At 30.9% G+C, this 17,999-nt stretch carries 17 protein-coding genes; 7 read left to right on the forward strand and 10 right to left on the reverse strand.

The features are described 5' to 3' along the window. Positions 1–356 precede the first annotated feature (356 nt). Positions 357–1,010 carry a hypothetical protein gene (locus tag KDK92_RS04430; RefSeq protein WP_250857847.1) on the reverse strand — a complete coding sequence of 218 codons (654 nt, stop codon included), beginning with the start codon at positions 1,008–1,010 and terminating at the stop codon, positions 357–359. Between the two features lie 188 nt (positions 1,011–1,198). Further along, positions 1,199–1,393 (reverse strand): helix-turn-helix transcriptional regulator, encoded by a 195-nt coding sequence (locus KDK92_RS04435; RefSeq protein WP_250857848.1) that lies wholly within the window; start codon positions 1,391–1,393, stop codon positions 1,199–1,201. 345 nt (positions 1,394–1,738) lie between these two features. Between KDK92_RS04435 and KDK92_RS04440 the strand changes: the two genes are divergently transcribed. From KDK92_RS04440 to KDK92_RS04450, 3 genes are all read left to right on the forward strand, one after another. After that, positions 1,739–3,742 (forward strand): putative bifunctional diguanylate cyclase/phosphodiesterase, encoded by a 2,004-nt coding sequence (locus KDK92_RS04440; RefSeq protein WP_250857849.1) that lies wholly within the window; start codon positions 1,739–1,741, stop codon positions 3,740–3,742. Positions 3,743–3,996: 254 nt separating this feature from the next. After that, positions 3,997–4,329, forward strand: coding sequence for a PadR family transcriptional regulator (locus KDK92_RS04445; protein ID WP_250857850.1), 333 nt, complete (start codon positions 3,997–3,999; stop codon positions 4,327–4,329). After that, on the forward strand, positions 4,322–4,879 hold the full coding sequence (locus KDK92_RS04450; protein ID WP_250857851.1) for a DUF2812 domain-containing protein: 558 nt from the start codon (positions 4,322–4,324) through the stop codon (positions 4,877–4,879). The genes KDK92_RS04445 and KDK92_RS04450 overlap by 8 nt, the downstream gene beginning before the upstream one ends. 51 nt (positions 4,880–4,930) lie before the next feature. Here KDK92_RS04450 and pfkB read toward each other — a convergent pair whose 3' ends face one another. From pfkB to KDK92_RS04465, 3 genes are all read right to left on the reverse strand, one after another. Then, positions 4,931–5,857: a 1-phosphofructokinase gene (gene pfkB / locus KDK92_RS04455; RefSeq protein ID WP_250857852.1), complete on the reverse strand. Its 927-nt coding sequence runs from the start codon at positions 5,855–5,857 to the stop codon at positions 4,931–4,933. A 39-nt stretch (positions 5,858–5,896) separates the two neighbouring features. Continuing rightward, on the reverse strand, positions 5,897–6,163 hold the full coding sequence (locus tag KDK92_RS04460) for a TfoX/Sxy family DNA transformation protein (protein WP_250857853.1): 267 nt from the start codon (positions 6,161–6,163) through the stop codon (positions 5,897–5,899). Positions 6,164–6,420: 257 nt separating this feature from the next. After that, a complete protein-coding gene (locus KDK92_RS04465; protein WP_250857854.1) occupies positions 6,421–6,855 on the reverse strand; it encodes a hypothetical protein in 435 nt (144 codons plus the stop codon). 586 nt (positions 6,856–7,441) lie between these two features. Between KDK92_RS04465 and KDK92_RS04470 the strand changes: the two genes are divergently transcribed. The 3 genes from KDK92_RS04470 to KDK92_RS04480 are packed head-to-tail and all read left to right on the forward strand — an operon-like array spanning position 7,442 to position 10,699. Further along, positions 7,442–8,497, forward strand: coding sequence for a D-isomer specific 2-hydroxyacid dehydrogenase family protein (locus KDK92_RS04470; protein WP_250857855.1), 1,056 nt, complete (start codon positions 7,442–7,444; stop codon positions 8,495–8,497). Next, positions 8,490–9,170, forward strand: a complete 681-nt coding sequence (locus KDK92_RS04475; RefSeq protein WP_250857856.1) for a hypothetical protein — start codon at positions 8,490–8,492, stop codon at positions 9,168–9,170. The genes KDK92_RS04470 and KDK92_RS04475 overlap by 8 nt, the downstream gene beginning before the upstream one ends. Positions 9,171–9,211: 41 nt before the next feature. Next, complete coding sequence (locus KDK92_RS04480) at positions 9,212–10,699, forward strand: hypothetical protein (RefSeq protein WP_250857857.1); 1,488 nt, start codon at positions 9,212–9,214, stop codon at positions 10,697–10,699. A 111-nt stretch (positions 10,700–10,810) separates the two neighbouring features. On the opposite strand, the gene nadC is transcribed toward KDK92_RS04480, so the two are convergent. The 3 genes from nadC to nadA are packed head-to-tail and all read right to left on the reverse strand — an operon-like array spanning position 10,811 to position 13,876. Further along, the gene (nadC, locus tag KDK92_RS04485; RefSeq protein WP_250857858.1) at positions 10,811–11,650 is read right to left on the reverse strand and encodes a carboxylating nicotinate-nucleotide diphosphorylase; all 840 of its coding nucleotides are present in this window, start codon (positions 11,648–11,650) and stop codon (positions 10,811–10,813) included. Further along, positions 11,631–12,935 (reverse strand): L-aspartate oxidase, encoded by a 1,305-nt coding sequence (locus KDK92_RS04490; RefSeq protein ID WP_250857859.1) that lies wholly within the window; start codon positions 12,933–12,935, stop codon positions 11,631–11,633. Before KDK92_RS04490 ends, nadC begins: the two co-directional genes overlap by 20 nt. A gap of 41 nt (positions 12,936–12,976) precedes the next feature. Continuing rightward, positions 12,977–13,876, reverse strand: coding sequence for a quinolinate synthase NadA (nadA, locus tag KDK92_RS04495; RefSeq protein WP_250857860.1), 900 nt, complete (start codon positions 13,874–13,876; stop codon positions 12,977–12,979). 258 nt (positions 13,877–14,134) lie between these two features. Between nadA and KDK92_RS04500 the strand changes: the two genes are divergently transcribed. Further along, a complete protein-coding gene (locus KDK92_RS04500) occupies positions 14,135–14,893 on the forward strand; it encodes a class I SAM-dependent methyltransferase (protein WP_250857861.1) in 759 nt (252 codons plus the stop codon). A 55-nt stretch (positions 14,894–14,948) separates the two neighbouring features. On the opposite strand, the gene KDK92_RS04505 is transcribed toward KDK92_RS04500, so the two are convergent. Then, positions 14,949–15,830 (reverse strand): GNAT family N-acetyltransferase, encoded by an 882-nt coding sequence (locus KDK92_RS04505; protein ID WP_250857862.1) that lies wholly within the window; start codon positions 15,828–15,830, stop codon positions 14,949–14,951. Positions 15,831–16,032: 202 nt separating this feature from the next. Continuing rightward, entirely contained in the window at positions 16,033–17,589 is a 1,557-nt protein-coding gene (locus KDK92_RS04510; RefSeq protein WP_250857863.1) for a hypothetical protein, read from the reverse strand. Positions 17,590–17,999 lie beyond the last annotated feature (410 nt).

Below are 17,999 nucleotides of genomic sequence, written 5' to 3' on the forward strand. Positions count from 1 at the left end.
TACTACATCAGCCTTTTTTCAGCAATATAGTATATTATTTTTATAAATACTACATCACACATCTTCTATATTCTACATTTTGTATAACATTCCTCTTTTAATTATGTTTTAATTTCAATAATTTTATTATATTTATTGTAATATTTAACTTTTTTATTAACCCTTTACCACCCAATAAGTTTTATCTCCAATTCACTCATATTCATTCTTCTTCTCCTTGAGAAAATCACAAGCCTACTTCACCTATCAACAGATTCATGAATTTATAATTTCCTATAGAGTAAAAAAACGTAACCACTATGAACCAAGTGGTTACGTTTTTATATTATTAACTTTCTGTTGTCACACCTCTCATATTATTCAGTTCTTAAATTACGATAAAATACAACTGAATTTCCTGTGTTCATAAGTTGCATACCTTCAACTGATTTTGGAAAAAAAGTAACAATAACCATTGAAGGAGTCTCTTTTAGAAAATTTCTTTGAATGAGACTTCCAGTTTCTAATACTGCTATAACAGAAATAGACCCTGGGGAAGTCTTAGCCTCAAAAGAAATCATACTAATTTCAGTTGGGTTAGGAGGTAATGGGAATTTTTCTCCTGGTTCCAATTTAAAGTATTCATCTTGATACACTACATTTATCCTCATACATTCAAAATTAAAACTTTTAGTGGATACCAATTTCAACTCTGAAACTTTCTTGTTCAAGTCCCACTTACAAGGGCATTGAGAAAGATATTGAACCTCAGATTCTTCACCTTCAACTATCAGCGCTATATCAACTTTGTTTATTGTACACTCTTTATCGTTGTACTTACAAACGTACTCTAATTCAACGTATTCTATTGTTCTTTCAGTGTCCACATCTATATTGCAACTAAATTCTTCCTTAGGTCTTTGTATACTTTGAGATTCACAAAAACTCTCACAATAGAGCTCAATATACCTATAGAGATTCCTCTCCCAGTAGAGATTATCATCCCAATTGGAGTTAATTTGATATTTCATAAAATCGAACCTCACTTTAACATCTTATTATTTTACTCTACTATATAATATGAATTTATGATAATAAGCGTAACAAATACATAAGTACTACTAAGAACCTAGTTGTGAAAAGAAAATTGATAACATAAAAACTTCCCAGTACCAACATATCATTAATGTTGATACTGGGAAGTTGAATGTGCCTTAACTTAATCAAAAAATATTTCCTCCACGCTCATTCCAAATAAATCTTTTATTACCTTTACTTCATTTAAGGTGAATTGACTATGACCGTTCTCTTTTCTTGCATAAGACTCCCTAGTCATTTCAAGGATTTCAGCCATATTCCTTTGCTTTATATCTCTCATAGCTCTAAGACCTTTTAATTTATAGTTTTTATCCATAATCTCTCCCCCTAATTACATAAATATTAATTACATAATAAATTTTAGATGTTTTTCCTTTAATTGTCAAATAACACCATAAAATGATCACTTTTTGTAAATCTTTTTTATCACATCCTTTCAATAGTCTAATTCAGTATTTTTAAAATACAAATTTTCTTTTTATTTTCTTACATATTTCAAACGTATATTTTATTCTTGTATTAAATATCTTTCTTAATTGTTTTGTCGAAATCACTAGTAACTTAACATTTTTTGTTATAAAATATCAATTAGAGAGATTATTAATAGTTTATACATACATTTGCTATAATTAATTCACTATTGACATAAGGAGGGGGACGTATGAATAGGGGAACTAACAAAATTTTTATTATCCTTATTGTATTGATTACAACTTTATTAATAACTTTGCAATACATAATTTTTCAAATTCAACCTTTAGATACGTTAAATCCTTTAGAAGCTATAGGAATTCAACACCTAATCTTAACTAGTAAATTTTTGATTATCATATTAGCAATTATAAATATTATATTTTTATATGTACACTATATATTTCGCAAGAAAACTGCTCATAAGCATATTCAACAGGTTTCCAAAGAACTTTCAGATGTTAAAGAAGAACTTAAATCGCAATTCAATAATCTTGAAATAAGTAATAAGAGATTACAACTAAGCGAAGAAAGATATGAACTAGCCTTAATGGCTTCAAACGATGGAATCATGGACTGTAATGTGCAAACTCAAGAATTCTTTTATTCTTCTCAATTCTTATCTATGATTGGTTATAGTCAATCAGAATTTGATACAACACGAAGTTGTTTTGATCTTATTCATGATGATGACCGCCAATTGATTATAACTGAGATTAATCGTTATTTAGAAAAAAAACAGGATTCCATTAGTGCTCAATATCGTATGTTACATAAAGATGGACATTATATTTGGATGGAATGCAATGGAATAGCCACTTGGGATAAAGATGGAAAACCCTCAAGAATACTTTTTGTTCAAAAGGATATCTCAAAGGAAACTCAATGGCGTGAAAAAATCTACCACATAGCTTATTATGATATGCTTACTAAATTACCTAACCGTCATCTTTTTAGAAAACGATTAAAAGCTTCTATTAAAGACACTATTGCTCATGGAAAAAAAGGCGCTCTATTTTTTGTGGATCTTGATAACTTTAAAAATGTTAATGATACTCTTGGTCATAAAGTAGGAGATAATCTTCTCATAAAAATAAGTGAGACACTTCAATCTAACCTAGGAGATAATGTTATTATTTCTAGGTTTGGTGGGGATGAATTTTTAATAATGTATACTGACATCCATAACGAGGACTACATTGAAGCTCAAGCTAAAATCATTTTGAATATTTTTAATAATCCATGGCATTTAGTTGAGGATATGAACACCTACATAACCGCAAGTATTGGTATCTGCGTTTATCCTGACAATGGAAATAATGAATATGAAATATTAAAAAAGGCTGATTCTGCAATGTATAGTGCTAAAAAACTGGGTAAGAATCAATACAAGATTTATCATGATCATATTTCCAAGGAAATTCTTAAAAAGAATACTATTCAGAACGCACTTAGAGATGCCTTAAAACACAACCAATTTGAGCTGTATTATCAACCACAGTACAATGTTAAAAAAGAATGTTTTTGTGGCCTTGAAGCACTTATTCGTTGGAATCATCCTAAATTAGGATGGATATCACCTGGAGAGTTTATCCCAATTGCTGAAGAAACCAGCTTAATTCGTCAGATTGGTACTTGGGTTTTAAAAACTGCATGTACACAAGCAAAAAAATGGTTAGATGAAGGTTACATATTTGAAACAGTATCCGTTAACATATCTCCTTTATCACTTCAACAAAGTGATTTTATTGATATAGTACAACGGACTCTCAATGAAACAGGATTACCTCCACATCATCTAGATATTGAAATAACTGAAACTGCACTTATGCATACTTTAGAACTCAATATTAAAACTTTACAAAAACTAGTTGATCTTGGCTTAAATGTATCACTAGATGATTTTGGGACAGGCTACTCTTCTCTAAATTATTTAAAGCGCTTGCCTATTAAAACAGTTAAAATAGATCGTACTTTCCTTGAGGATATGTGTAGTAATTCTATGGAGGAATCAATAATTGAAGGTATAATTCTACTTTCACATAAAATGAACCTTACAGTTGTTGCAGAAGGTGTTGAAACTAAAGAACAATTTGACTTGCTTGCTAAAAACCACTGTGATGTAATTCAAGGTTATTATTTTGCTCGGCCTAGCTCTTCTGAGGAAGCTAGTAAATTTTTAAATAAAAATTAGAACTTTAAGGGGTATCTCTCGAAATGATTAATTAATCATTTCGAGAGATACCCCTTTTCAATAACCTGAAATTCTAAATACATAAAACAGACTTAAAACAATATAGTGTAATTTTGTTAACAAATTAATCATTATGAAAAATATCCCTTTTTTGAGATTGACAATTATATCGGGAGCCGTTATAATTAATATAACGTTAACCGATATAACGGCAAACATTATATCGGAAACAATAATATTGTAGGTGATCTAGTATGGGTAAATCAAATGAAAACATTGTGTTAACGGAAGCGGTATATTATATTTTATTATCTTTATATGAACCGCTTCATGGATATGGTATTATGCAAAATATTGAACAACTAAGTAATGGTAGAGTAAAACTTGCACCCGGTACACTATACGGAGCAATTAGCACCTTGTTGGATAAAAACTGGATAGAAGCTCTTAAAGAAGAAAAATCAAGCAGAAAAAAAGAATATGTTATAACTGATACTGGCAAGGAAGCTGTTAAGATTGAAATTTCAAGACTAAAAGAATTATTACTTAACGGTGAAAAAATTATAGGAGGGAGTTGTCATGAGTAAAGTAATTCGTAAATTTTTTATGGCATGGGATTTTGAAAAAGAAGAGAACTGGCTTAATACTATGTCCAAAAATGGAATGAAACTCTGTAAAGTAAAAGGATGCACATATACATTTGAAGAATGCAACCCAGGAGATTATCAATACAAATTAGAAATGCTGGATAATTATGTTACATCAGATGAAAGTAAGGAATATATTGAATTCTTAGAAGATACAGGAGTTGAATATATTGGTAATGTATTAAGATGGGTTTATTTGAGAAAGAAAACATCAGATGGAGAATTTGAACTGTTTAGTAATATTGATTCGAAAATTGCACATTTAATGAAGATTTTAAGGGTAATTTCTTTCTTTTTATGTTTACAAATCTATGTTGGTATAGAAGATGTGATTACTTGTATAAAAGATATTGCAGCTCAACATATTGAAGTAAAAAATATGGTGTCCGCTCTGCCATCTATAATTGTTTATATTCTACTTGGAATAGGAGTTTACAAGATTGGCACCAAAATCAAGGATTTAAAGAATAAAAGAGTATTGCAGGAATAATAGGAGTTACTTATCAGGAGGGGAAATCCCCTCCTGAAATTGTTGACAAAGTTATAATATATTGTCTTCACTCTTTATTAATTTAACTTCATGTAATAGGCGTTCAACCTCTTCCTTTTTACAAAGATCAAAAGAAAAAGCTGTAGAGCTGCCACATGCAACTCCCCATCTAAAGGCTTCGATAATATCTGGATTTTTAGAATAACTAGCTAAGAATCCCGCAATAAGGGAGTCCCCTGCTCCAACTGAGTTTTTCACTTTCCCTTTTGGTGCAGACCCATGATATACACCTTCATTACATATTAGTAGTGCGCCTTCTGAAGCCATAGAAACTATTACATTTTCAGCTCCCATTTCAAGAAGTTTCTTTCCATAATGTATAACTTCTTCTGTTGTGTTTATATCAACATCAAATATTTCACTTAATTCATGATTATTCGGTTTAATTAAAAAAGGTTTATGTACTAAAGTAGATGTTAACCCAACACCTGTGGTATCAACTACTACTTTTACATCATTGTTAATATACCTTTTCTGTATCTGTGCATATATATCTCTAGGTAAATTTTTTTGAATATTACCTGCAAGAACAAGATAGTCATTTGATGTTAATTGCTCTAGCTTATGAAATAATTTTTCCAAGTCATCTTCGGTTATATTAGGGCCCGCTCCATTTATTTCTGTTTCTTTATTAGATTTAAGCTTTACATTGATTCTTGAATCTCCACCTGTAGCTATAAAGTCTGTATCTACACCCTCATTTTCTAAAAAATTTTTGATGTACTCTCCTGTGAATCCTCCGATGAATCCTAAAGTTTTAGTTTTTATATCAAGATTATTCAGAACTCTTGATACATTAATTCCTTTTCCACCAGGATATTTATAATCTTTTTTTACTCTATTTATTTCTCCTTGTTTAAAGTCAACAACTTGAACTACATAATCTATTGATGGATTTAATGTCAATGTATATATCATTTTCCGTCACAACCTTTTTCCTTCTATAATCTTTAATCTTTATTGGCTAACCCTCTCAAATATTTCCCTAACCCTTTTCTTTTCACCTTCACTCAACCCATGCCACCTTACGCCTTTAATAGCACCCTCTATTGCATATGACATATTAAGGCATGGCTCTAACCCTTCATTCTTTAATCTTATTATCACCTCATTGGTTCCTAAATATTTTAGTTCTTCATATGAGTTTATACCAACTTTATTTAACTTTTCCTCAAGTGATTTTCCTATGTTGACAACTTTACTTAGATTATTAATTTCCCTCACTCCTTACTCCTTTATTTAAATCTTATATGATATATAGATTTACCGTCATTTCCCCTTTATTAATTATACCTATATATAATATAATTTTCTATGCTCGGAATAATTATGCATCATTTGAAAACTCAAGAAATTAGGCACGTGAGTAGCACAGAGAGCCTTATCGACGCCGTGTTTAATTTTTTTGAACAGCCTGAAGAGCCACACATAATGCGTGACCCTTATTTACTAGATTGCTCGTGAAAAGAATTTTCCAATAGCTAATATTTATATTTTTCTAACACTTTAAGTTCCTTATAAAAATCTTTACAATCCATATATGGACATTCTTCTAAGAAGTACCATATTGAAATTGCATGTATCAGTTCGTATGCAACATTGTAGTATTGTTCAGGTTTAGGATTAATTCTCCTAAAATTCGGATGGTTCGTCCATTCTTTTATGAACCAAGAGATATACCAAAATCCTTTAGACATTATTTTAGGGGATTCGTATAGCTTGTCATCTTCATCTACATTATCAGATTCTTCCACCTTATTGGATTCCTTTTCCTTACACTTCTCTTCACAATACTTAAGCATTGTTTTTAATAACACAATAAACTGCTCGTGTCTCCACACTAACCGTGTTTTTATACTGAATAAAAATGTATTTTCTCCAGCTTGAAATTCATTTAAAAGTTTTTCAGATACCATAAACCCACCCTCTTCTCGCCTTTATATAGAGCTTCAAGTTCATTAATAAACCACTCCATAAAAACTCTATAAATCAATTTAACAAAAATTTTTTCTTAAAACATTGACTTCTTTAAAGGCTATTGTAATTACTCTATATTCAATAATTCATCTACATTTTATTATTTTTTTAATTCATTTCAATTAATTGAAATTTATTCTTTACTTAGCATATATTTATTTTACTATATTATTATTAAGAAATCATCATTTTTTTACATAATTATCGAATACAACTAAAAAACGCATTAAATTTGCGTATATATTTAAATCAATTAATAATTCAATTATATCTTCTCTTAAATAATTATCAATAAATCATGAATTCTTGTCTCTTTTACCAACTAAATCTCCGCATATTGACTGAGCCATAATAATACAGTAAAATTATTATATAATACTAAATTTGTATAATTTTCACTTTAAAGTAGTGTTTTTTATCTTTAGATTTATGTTACCTTTTTGTTACCTACTAACTAAAGCTTATAGGTAATATATTATTAGGATACATTCCAATCTTATAACAATTAAAATATACTCTAAAGAAGTGAGGCGATTTAATATTAACACAGAGAACAACTTAAACTACAAAGAAATTGAATATAAAAATATCACTGAATATGATGGTACACGGAAAAAGAAAGGGGTAATAATATCTGCCCAAGGCGAAAAAAGTTTTTCTAAAGAACAAGTGGACAAGCTACGTACAGTAATGGATGTAGAATTCAAAACACAAGCTGGTTCTGCAACTAGAAGCGAGTTTATTGAAATGGCAAGAGATGCTGAAATTTTAGCTATTACAAGACGTCCATTAAAAGATATTGATTCTGAGCTAATTGATTCTTTACCTAAATTAGAGAGTCTTGCTGTTTATACAACTGGCTGCGAATGGATTGACGTTGATCATCTAAATAAAAAAGGAATAAAATTGAGCTATCTACCTCATTATGCCACTACGCCTGTTGCTGAACATACTCTAGCTTGTATGCTTTTAATGGGTAGAAGAATACATTTGAGTTCTGATAAGATTAAAAATACCATTCCTCAAAGCATCTCCTTAAGGGGATGGGATCTTAAAGGTAAGAAACTAGGTATAGTAGGGTTTGGTCGAATTGGTCAAGAGGTAGCTAAATTATCAAATGCTTTTGGAATGAATATAACATACTACGACCCAATAAAAACACCTTCAGATATTGCTGAATATGAATCATACTCTTCTCTACTCTCAACATCAGATGTGATTGCTGTAACTTGTTCTAAAGTACGAAATGCTCCTCCAATAATATCATATAATGAACTTTCGCTCATAAAAAAAGGTTGCTACATAATAAACACTGCAAGAGCGGATTTAGTTGATAACGAGGCTATCTTGGAATCCTTAAACACCAAGCATCTAAGTGGCTATACTGTTGATGATGAAGTTGCTCCTTTAGCAGATGAACACTTAGCTGATTACGGACGAGTCTACCAAACTGGACATACTGCATGGTATTCTACTGAAGCAATTGAAAGAGGAACCGAAGAATGGACAAATAATATCGTAGCTTTAGCTAAAGGGATAAATCGCAATCTATTTAACGAGAGGGTGCTAATCAATGAATAAGTTAAAAAAACTCGAAAAATTTATTATCATCTTAAATATAATAATATCAATTTCTTTTATTTCATTATTGGTTATTGGAAAATGGCCTAATTGGTGGGAATATGTAATACTGGAACGATCACCAATGACCTGGTTTGAATCTATGCTTTTATGGTCATGTTTTATGTTATGTGGTGGTTGTTTACTATTTTCCATTTTAAGAGAAGAAAAATCTAAATCTATACTTTGGATTATTCTTGTACTTGGATTTGCCTTCCTTACTCTTGATGAGAGATTTGCTTTACATGAAAGAATCAGAGATGGTTTTTTAGCACCTAAAGGAATAAAAATACCACTCTTCTTTTGGACATCCGCTGGTGATTTCATACTTCTAGTATTTATGGTAATTGGACTTTTAATGTTACCTAAAATCTTGAAACTATTTAGAGAGAGAAAAACTGCTCTTATATTTTTTATTATTGGTATATTTTTTGCCGTTACAGCAATCCTAATGGACTCACTAAATGTTCATGAAATGAGTATAGAATTCTTGCGAGTTGAACAGTTCATCGAGGAGATTTTCGAAACTACAGGAATGCTATTTTTCTTAAATTCCCTTTTTTTATTGTTCACCGATTATTTTAGAAAAACTTTTCAAATGAGTGTTACTACATCAGAAGAGAAATATAATTAGTATATATAGTATTTTCATATATAAAGGAGTAATAAAAAAACATGAAAAAAGTAATTATCATATTATTGATCTTCATGCTCTCCATAATATGCTGTCATTGGAAGATCACTATAAAAGCTAACCAATCTAACTTCAACTCAAATATAACTAAAATTAACCATGTATCGAGAATTCCTTGCCCTGAAATTGTGGAAGAAATATCAACAAATGAAGTTTCATCAGAGAGCACATCAATCCCAGATTACTCATCAGAAGAGCAACTTCATGCTATATCTCAGGTATCAAATAATACTACTTTAAAAATTGAAACTATTACTCTTGAAAATTTAGTAAATTTCACTGGAAGATATGATTATGACAAACCACTAGATGCGGAATACACTGGGCAAAGAACAACATTTTACGGTGAAAGAGTCTTTGCAAATATTAAATTCTCTGAAGAAATATTCAACACTAATTATGAAGAAATAATAAAAATTGCTAATCCAAATATAAACTTAAAAACTTGGTTAAAGGAGCGTACGATTCTTACTATTGGTATTACACTTCCTGAAGATGATACTGAACAGAGGGAAATCGATATTATATTACCGAAAGATATGTCATCTAATTCAGGAAACAGATTAGCTGAGGATACAATTATAAAACTAGAAGCTATTCCTCATTTATCTGTGAAAGTAGTTTCTGATAATAAAAATTTTCCTTTTTCTAAGGATAAAACCTTCAATAATTACTTCACCAATGTTAAGAAAAACATGAGTTTTTCCTTTTCATTAATATTCAATGAAGCAGTAAATACAGATAGTGTTTTAGAAAATGTTAATTCTACATACCATGAGTTTAACCCTGAATACACTTGGGTATCGGATAAAGAATTGAAAATCTCATTTGGAGCTGTCAAAGAACGGATTGATTCAAAAATTGATCTTAGTACTGCACTTGATGCAGTTGGGAATAGAATATATACAACTCTTCTTATTGTAATTGACACAGGAGAAGAATTAAGCTTTGACTTAAATAATTTAATGCCTTATAAAAAAGGATTCACTTGGCGTTACCTTGGTTCTTTGGATTATGGATGTATTGAGAAAATTGTATCTATTGAGAATGAATCTGATAAAAAAATTATTATAGTTAATGGAAAGATTGATCCACACTCTGATGATGTTTTAGAAGATAGATCATATACTAAGAAATATACAATAACAGAAAACAGTTTAGATCTCACACACAATGATGTAACCATACCTTTATTGAAAGGACCTATAGAATACGGCAATACTTGGTCACATGAATGGTATGATAATATGAAGGGACAAACAACTATAATAAAAGTTTTAGAAAACACTATTCTTACTGAAACAAAAATATTAGACCCTTCATATCATGTAAAAAAAATACAAACTCTTTACAAAATGGGCCCAGGAATAAAAGAGATTAAATATTATTATGATGATAATGATGAGTCTACTATAGGAATACGGCTAAATAATGTTTACCAAGAGCACTCAAACTTCCTTCATAATTAAGAAAAGCACGCTGTGCGTGCAGTTAAAAATAAATGGGACATGGGAAATGAATGACATTATCCCTTTCCCATTCTCCATTCGCTTTTCTATTTACTCCCTCTTCTTTTTCACCTATTCTATTATTCTCAAATTTTTCATACTCACATCTAAAGCTTTCACAGAATGAGTTAAGGCTCCACAAGATATGAAGTCAACCCCTGTGCTTGCTACCTCTTTAATTCTATCAATTGTCATATTTCCTGATGCCTCAGTAATTTTTTCTCCATTAATAAGATTTACAGCCTCTGTCATATCTTCAGTTGTCATATTATCCAGCATTATCACATTCGCTTCAGTATCTAGCGCTTCCTTAACCTCTTCCAACGATTCAACCTCAACCTCTATAGCTCTAAGATATGGATAACTCTCCTTGGCTTTTTTTACTGCTTCTTTTATTCCAGCACAGGCTTTTATATGATTATCCTTTATCATAAAGGAATCACTAAGAGAGAATCTATGATTAACTCCTCCCCCTGCTTTGACTGCATATTTCTCTAATATTCTAAATGTAGGGGTTGTTTTTCTAGTACATACTATTCTAGTACTAGTACCCTCTGTTAATCTCACCATAGAATTTGTGATTGTAGCTATTCCACTCATCCTCTGTAATAGATTCAATGCTATTCTCTCACCAGTCAATATATTTCTTGTGTTACCATTTATCTTTGCTATCACCTGTCCATTTTCAAGGTGATCACCATCTTTTTTTGTCCAATTAATCTCAACTTCTCCAAGCTTCTTGAAGACTGCATTAAATACATCCCTTCCCGCAAGTATTCCCTTTTCTTTTGCTATTAAGTCAACAGTGCATGTACTATCTTCTTCTATGAGGGATTCTGTTGTTATATCTCCATAATATAAATCCTCCACTAAAGCGCTCTGAATTAAATCATCAATAATCACATAGTTCATCTTTTAAATCCCCTCTCAAACTTAGAATTTTCTCTCTAAGAAGCCCTTCGGTTATATGCTCATTTTTAATCATTACTTTCATTCTTTCTATATGCTCTGAAATATCATATTTCTCTTTAATACAAACTTTCCCCAATTCATTATTTATATCCACTGCCGCTCTTTTTGAGAATACCAAGGATTCAAGAAGAGAATTACTTGCCAATCTATTATTACCATGAACCCCCGTGCAACTCACTTCTCCCACAGCATACAGATTTTCCAATGAACTTCTAGAATTCATATCCACATTTATACCGCCCATAATATAATGTTGGGCTGGTAGAACAGGTATCAGTTCCTTTGTAATATCTATTCCTCTTTTTAAACACTCTTTATAAATTGATGGAAATCTACGAGTTATAAATGTTTTTCCTAGATGTCTCATCTCAAGAAAAACATGTTCCTCTCCGCTCTCCTTCAGTTCTTTATGAATCGATTTAGCCACCACATCTCTAGGTTTCAATTCATCCACAAATCGCTCACCCCTATGGTTTAGGAGAATTCCACCTTCTCCTCTTACAGATTCAGAGATAAGAAATCTTTGCTTCTTCCCCTTCTCATATAATGCAGTGGGATGGAACTGTATCTTATCCATATCTCTCATGACTATCCCATGACTTAAGGCAATTTCCATACCTTCTCCTTTAGTTACATCTCTGTTAGTTGTAGATTTAAATATTCCACCTACACCACCAGTTGCCATGACTACAGTCTTTGCAAAAATATCATCCTCTTTATCATTAAGATTTATCTGAATTCCCAAACATTCTCCATCTTCAATTATGAGGTCCTCCATAAGACAATTCTCAATAATCTTGATATTTTCTCTCTCTATGCATCTCTTGATAAGAACATCATGAACAACTGCTCCAGTTCTATCTTCACAATGGAGTATCCTATTTATTCTATGAGCACCCTCTCTTGTATAATCGAACTCATCCCCTGTTTTATCAAACTCTACCCCTAATTCAATAAGCCTATTAATATTTTCCCTTGATTCTTGTACAAGTAAATTCACCGCATTTATTGAATTTTCATTCCCTCCTGCTCTACATGTATCCACCAGAAATCTATCAAAGTCCTCCTCATCTCTTATTACAGAGATTCCTCCTTGCGCAAGATATGAGTTGCAACAATTAACCTCTCCTTTTGTTACAATGAGCACCTGAGTATTCTCCTCTATATTCAGTGCAGTATATAATCCTGCTATTCCTGCTCCAACTATCAATACATCTGTATTCACTAAAAATACGCCTCCTGAAAAATTATTACTTCACTAATCTCTTACTCAGCTAAAAAATGCATCTTCTCCAATGATTTCACAGCTCTTTGAGATAGTTCCTCTGGAATTATGATTTCATTCTTCTCTTCCTTTAAGCATGTATACACATCCTCAAGTGTAGTAATCTTCATATTATCACACACCATAGGTAGCGCATGAAATTTCTTCTTTGGGTTTCTATCCTTAAGTTCATGAAGTATTCCCACATCTGTTACAATTATAAATTCATCACATTCACTCTCAGTAGCATAGTTCATTATCCCGCTTGTACTACCAATATAGTCAGCTAAATCCCTAACCTCTTTCCTACACTCTGGATGTACTAGCACCTTTGCCTCTGGATACTTCTCTTTCTTCTCCATAACATCCTCTGGTTTTATATTGTCATGTATACAGCAGCATCCATCCCACAAGATAAACTCCTTCTCAGGAAACTTTTCACTTATATATCCTCCAAGATTCCTATCTGGTACGAAAAGTATCTTTTTCTCCTTAATATTACCTATTATCTTCTCAGCACTTGCTGAAGTTACACAAGTATATGAAATTCCCTTAAGCTCAGTAGAACAATTTATATAACTTACAAGAACTCCATCTTTATGCTCTTCAACTAGTTCCTTAACCTTATCTAAATCAACTCTTCTTGCCATTCCGCATGTTGCTCCCTCGTTTGGGAAGAGCACCTTTTTCTCTGGAGAAAGTAATTTAGCACTCTCAGCCATAAACTTAACACCACAAAAAACTATAATATTTCCTTCTGCGTCTTTCCCTTTCTTACTCAGAAAATATGAATCCCCTACATAATCAGCAATCTCCTGTATCTCTGGTAAAGTGTAATAATGGGCTAGAATAGTTGCTCCCTTTTCTTCTTTTAACCTGTTTATATCCTTAACAATATCCATATATAATCCTCCAAGTTACTTTATATTTTCGAGGTGTATATACACCTGTGTATTCTTGCTTATATCTTATCACTATGAGTAAGGATTAGCAACATTTTATTAGGATATTGGGATAATAAAAAACCACACTTTTTTGTGTAGTTTTTTATCAAAGTTCAGCTTAGTAACGCATAGTATTGGAATGTATTCAATAAAATGGTATACTACATGAAATAGTTTGCAAGCATAATAATTGTTGATTCAAGGGGGGAACTCTAAATGAGTAAAAGCTTTTATAGTAGACCAGATATCTATGATATAACGTATTCAGAAAAAATAGAGGAAGTACTGTCAAAATACTATAGTACTATTTTTGATGGAAAAGAGATAAAAACTATATTTGATTGCAGTTTTGGAACTGGTAACTTATCTTTTGTCTTATCAAAAATGGGATATGAGCTTTCAGGTTCAGATATCAGTAATGATATGTTAGATACTGCAAAAGAGAAGATGAACTCAAAAGGGTTAGAAATAGATTTAACACAATGTGATTTTAGAGAGTTATCCAGCAAAATACATAAAACCTTTGATTGTGTGCTAAGCACAGGTAATTCACTTGCTCATGTCAATAACATGGATGTAAAAAAAACATTAAGCGAAATGAGTAAGCTGGTGAAAAAGAATGGTTATATCCATATAGACACTAGAAATTGGGACAGAATATTAAATATGAAGCAAAGATTTTACTATTATAACCCTGCCTTTAAGGGAGATGAGAGAATAAATCTTATGCAGGTATGGGATTATAACCCTGATGAAACAATGACATTTAACATACTTTATTCATTTGAAAAGGATAATAGAATTATTAGACGCGAAGAATTTACTGAAATATATTATCCTCTAAAAAAAGAATTAATAGTTGAAACTCTAAAGAGTTTAGGTTTTCATGATTTTCAAATTAATAGTTTTGCTATTATTAATGATATGAAGTTTGAAGATATGGAGTGGTACTCAATTATAGCACAGAAGGGTTAACCTTAATAAATGAACCATAATTAATGGAAGTCATTTCGACTTCCATTAATACTCTTTACCATGTTTTTGACCATTTTTCACGATGACAAACTGTCTCAAAACCTATATCATGATAGAACTCACGAATACCACCAAAACAATAAGTTGCACCTAGTTTTTTAGTCTTTTTCATAGCTTCAGTTAAGGCAATAGTTGCAAGCCCCATTCTTCGGTAACGAGGATCAGTTGCAAGTGGTTCAAGATAAGCATAATCATTAACCCCATCCATCCACATACCTGCGAAACAAGCATATTCACCATTAGGTGCTTTAATAATTGTTGTAAGGTCTTTTCGAAAATTTGGTCCACTTTGCATAAGCCTTCTGCAATCTAAATCGTCATCTGGCTCGTCCCCATGGTCAAAACCTTTCCATAATACATCATTTATTTTGCGAAAATCATTTTCATCTTCTAATGAGATAATTGAAAATCCCTCTGGTAATTCGCGTTCTTGAAATCCATTTTCATATTTAAATACTGTAATTGGCGCAGAATATTCTTTTTTATATCCCTTTTGCAAAAGTGTTTCTTTTAGCTGGATCTCATAATCAAATACCCAAATATCAAGACTCCTTTGATTTTCAACCTCTTTAGAAAGCTCTTTTTCTGCATATTCAATTAAGCTTGGTTTCATATGTTCGTACCCATTTTTTGTAATCAACAAACATTCACCTAAATCCATTTCATAACAGGCAACAGCGATGATTTCACCATTTTCCTCCCATATACCAAATCTATGTGTTAATTTGTGATTAAAGCAAGGGTGTGTATGTGCATATTCCCAGAATGGTTGTTCAATATTTCCGTTTTGTTGGTATTTAGTAAAGTTATGTCTCAGCAATTCATTGACACGATCAAAATCCGATAATAATTTATAATTTCTTAATGTTATACCCATAAAATAATCCTCCCATTTCATAACCCCTGGGGAATTTTCCCATGGGTGTTTTCCTTTATATTAAGAGTAACATAGCTCTCTTTCTCTTAAAACCTCATAAATAATACATAACTAAACTTGAGCATTTCTACAAAACAAGCAGGGGACGGTTCATAAAATTAATGAACCGTCCCCTGCTTGTTTTTCTCATTCAAATTTACATCTAGATTATATATGGTACAAAAACACTTAATACCAAGAATGTTTCCATTACTAATACAATTTCAAAAGGTATTAGTGGAATTACTTCTAAATCACATTTAAATAATAAATAACTAAATATCCCTGATATGAAATATATAATTAAAGTTATCGCTAACCCTACCCCTATACTCAAATAATCTGGCATTAATCCTACATACTTACCATACATCATATTTTTCATCATATATAACTGGAATAGACCCACTATTACTAAGGCTCCTATATATGTTATCTTCTTCATCTTTTCACTAAGATTATAGGATATGAATGATATTACTCCCATAATAACCAACGCAAAGAGTATCCAAATTATACCTATCATAAATATATATGCAAAAGAAAAAACAATTCCTTCTAATAAAATACTCCATGCCTCATTTTTCTCTTCTTTGGAAATGAAATTTATACCCTCTTTAAATAAATCTTCTGAAGAAGCCAATTTAATCTCATAAGAATTTTTTTCAATATATTCACAGAACACTGCATACTCTTTATAATTTGCTGAATAGAACCCTATTTCTCTACTATTTGAAACATAATTGTAATCTACAATTTCTCCATCTTTTATTGTAAATTCCACTATATCTTGTTCAAAAAATCGCTTATCCACATACCTATTTATATATCCAAAAAATGTTCCAGCAGAATCCCCTCTTACTATTCCTCTTACAGTTTGTCCTTGAATTTCAACAACTCCGATTTGTGACTTATTATTATTTAACGAATAAGATATACTCTTTGTACGTACATAATCCCCTTTTGATAACTCTTCATAAGTCAAAACCAATTCTTCATCATTAATATTAATCACAGGATTATTAAAATTTAATCCAATACCCTTAGATACTCTTAGAATTTGCTTTTCCATGATTTTTTTGTTGTCTTCAAGAATTATTGTATTAAAAGCACTGTCACTTTCGCTATAGTATACTATATAAATCTTTTCTTTATTTTTAGCAACTGAAACACTTTCAAAGATACCTTTTTCGGTTTCAAATAAAACATTAAGCTTATTATCTATAATCTTAATATTATCACCTGAAGATACAAGTAACTCTTCATCTGAAATTTTTATACTTTCAGTTATCCCTTCAATGACTTTTATATCATTTATAGCAAGTTCTTTGTCCACAACTCCAATATTAAAACTTCTTTTTTCGTTATTAATACTTATCCAACTGATATATAAGTTTTCTTTATCTGTTGTAAATGTTACATCTGCCACAAAAGTACCAAACTCATAATTTTTCGTATCAATAACATCTCCAAGCATATTAGTTTTAACCAACTTAATACCATTCTCTGTAGTATGTACTACATATATCTCATCTTCAAAAGTTATAATACTTGGATTTTTTTTAACATCCCCTTTTGAAATAGATTTGTCTTTACTCCATTTTTCAGATGGTATAGCAGAAGTTACTTCAATATTTTTTCTATAATTTATATATTGAATCGATACCATGGAAATAATAAAACATATCAATGCCCCTATAACTATATTTTTCTTTTTCATTTTTATATCCCCTTTCCTCACCTTAACTTAATATTTTCTTTTATAACCCTTTTAACACCTCCCCCTATTCTTAAGATTTTATAATTTTAATTTATTAGAAATAATCGAAATTTCATTAATTAAAACTGAAAATTGCTACCCTTGTAACCTTTACATTAATCTAATATATCCAGTCACATAACTCTTGTTCCCTTGTATACATATATATGTATATAGATAGAAAGAAAAAGAGCCGTATGACTCTTTAATATCATATATAAATTTGTTATTTAGGCTGCGGACCAGATACGCACCATAGATTTTCTACAAAATCCACCAGATGGCATTTATTGTTTTTTCTATATTGTACAACATTTTCCTCTAAATAATCAAATATATCTACAAATTAAGCTTATTTAACTCCCAAACGC

Origin of the sequence: Oceanirhabdus seepicola (genome assembly GCF_023684385.1) — a bacterium.
Lineage (GTDB): Bacteria > Bacillota > Clostridia > Clostridiales > Clostridiaceae > Oceanirhabdus > Oceanirhabdus seepicola.

Coding starts and splice junctions, on each gene's coding strand:
- KDK92_RS04475 (WP_250857856.1), top strand. CDS start 8,490: ATGAATAAGTTAAAAAAACTCGAAAAATTTATTATCATCTTAAATATA.
- nadA (WP_250857860.1), bottom strand. CDS start 13,876: ATGGATATTGTTAAGGATATAAACAGGTTAAAAGAAGAAAAGGGAGCA.
- pfkB (WP_250857852.1), bottom strand. CDS start 5,857: ATGATATATACATTGACATTAAATCCATCAATAGATTATGTAGTTCAA.
- KDK92_RS04465 (WP_250857854.1), bottom strand. CDS start 6,855: ATGGTATCTGAAAAACTTTTAAATGAATTTCAAGCTGGAGAAAATACA.
- nadC (WP_250857858.1), bottom strand. CDS start 11,650: ATGAACTATGTGATTATTGATGATTTAATTCAGAGCGCTTTAGTGGAG.
- KDK92_RS04510 (WP_250857863.1), bottom strand. CDS start 17,589: ATGAAAAAGAAAAATATAGTTATAGGGGCATTGATATGTTTTATTATT.
- KDK92_RS04500 (WP_250857861.1), top strand. CDS start 14,135: ATGAGTAAAAGCTTTTATAGTAGACCAGATATCTATGATATAACGTAT.
- KDK92_RS04450 (WP_250857851.1), top strand. CDS start 4,322: ATGAGTAAAGTAATTCGTAAATTTTTTATGGCATGGGATTTTGAAAAA.
- KDK92_RS04480 (WP_250857857.1), top strand. CDS start 9,212: ATGAAAAAAGTAATTATCATATTATTGATCTTCATGCTCTCCATAATA.
- KDK92_RS04430 (WP_250857847.1), bottom strand. CDS start 1,010: ATGAAATATCAAATTAACTCCAATTGGGATGATAATCTCTACTGGGAG.
- KDK92_RS04435 (WP_250857848.1), bottom strand. CDS start 1,393: ATGGATAAAAACTATAAATTAAAAGGTCTTAGAGCTATGAGAGATATA.
- KDK92_RS04445 (WP_250857850.1), top strand. CDS start 3,997: ATGGGTAAATCAAATGAAAACATTGTGTTAACGGAAGCGGTATATTAT.
- KDK92_RS04505 (WP_250857862.1), bottom strand. CDS start 15,830: ATGGGTATAACATTAAGAAATTATAAATTATTATCGGATTTTGATCGT.
- KDK92_RS04440 (WP_250857849.1), top strand. CDS start 1,739: ATGAATAGGGGAACTAACAAAATTTTTATTATCCTTATTGTATTGATT.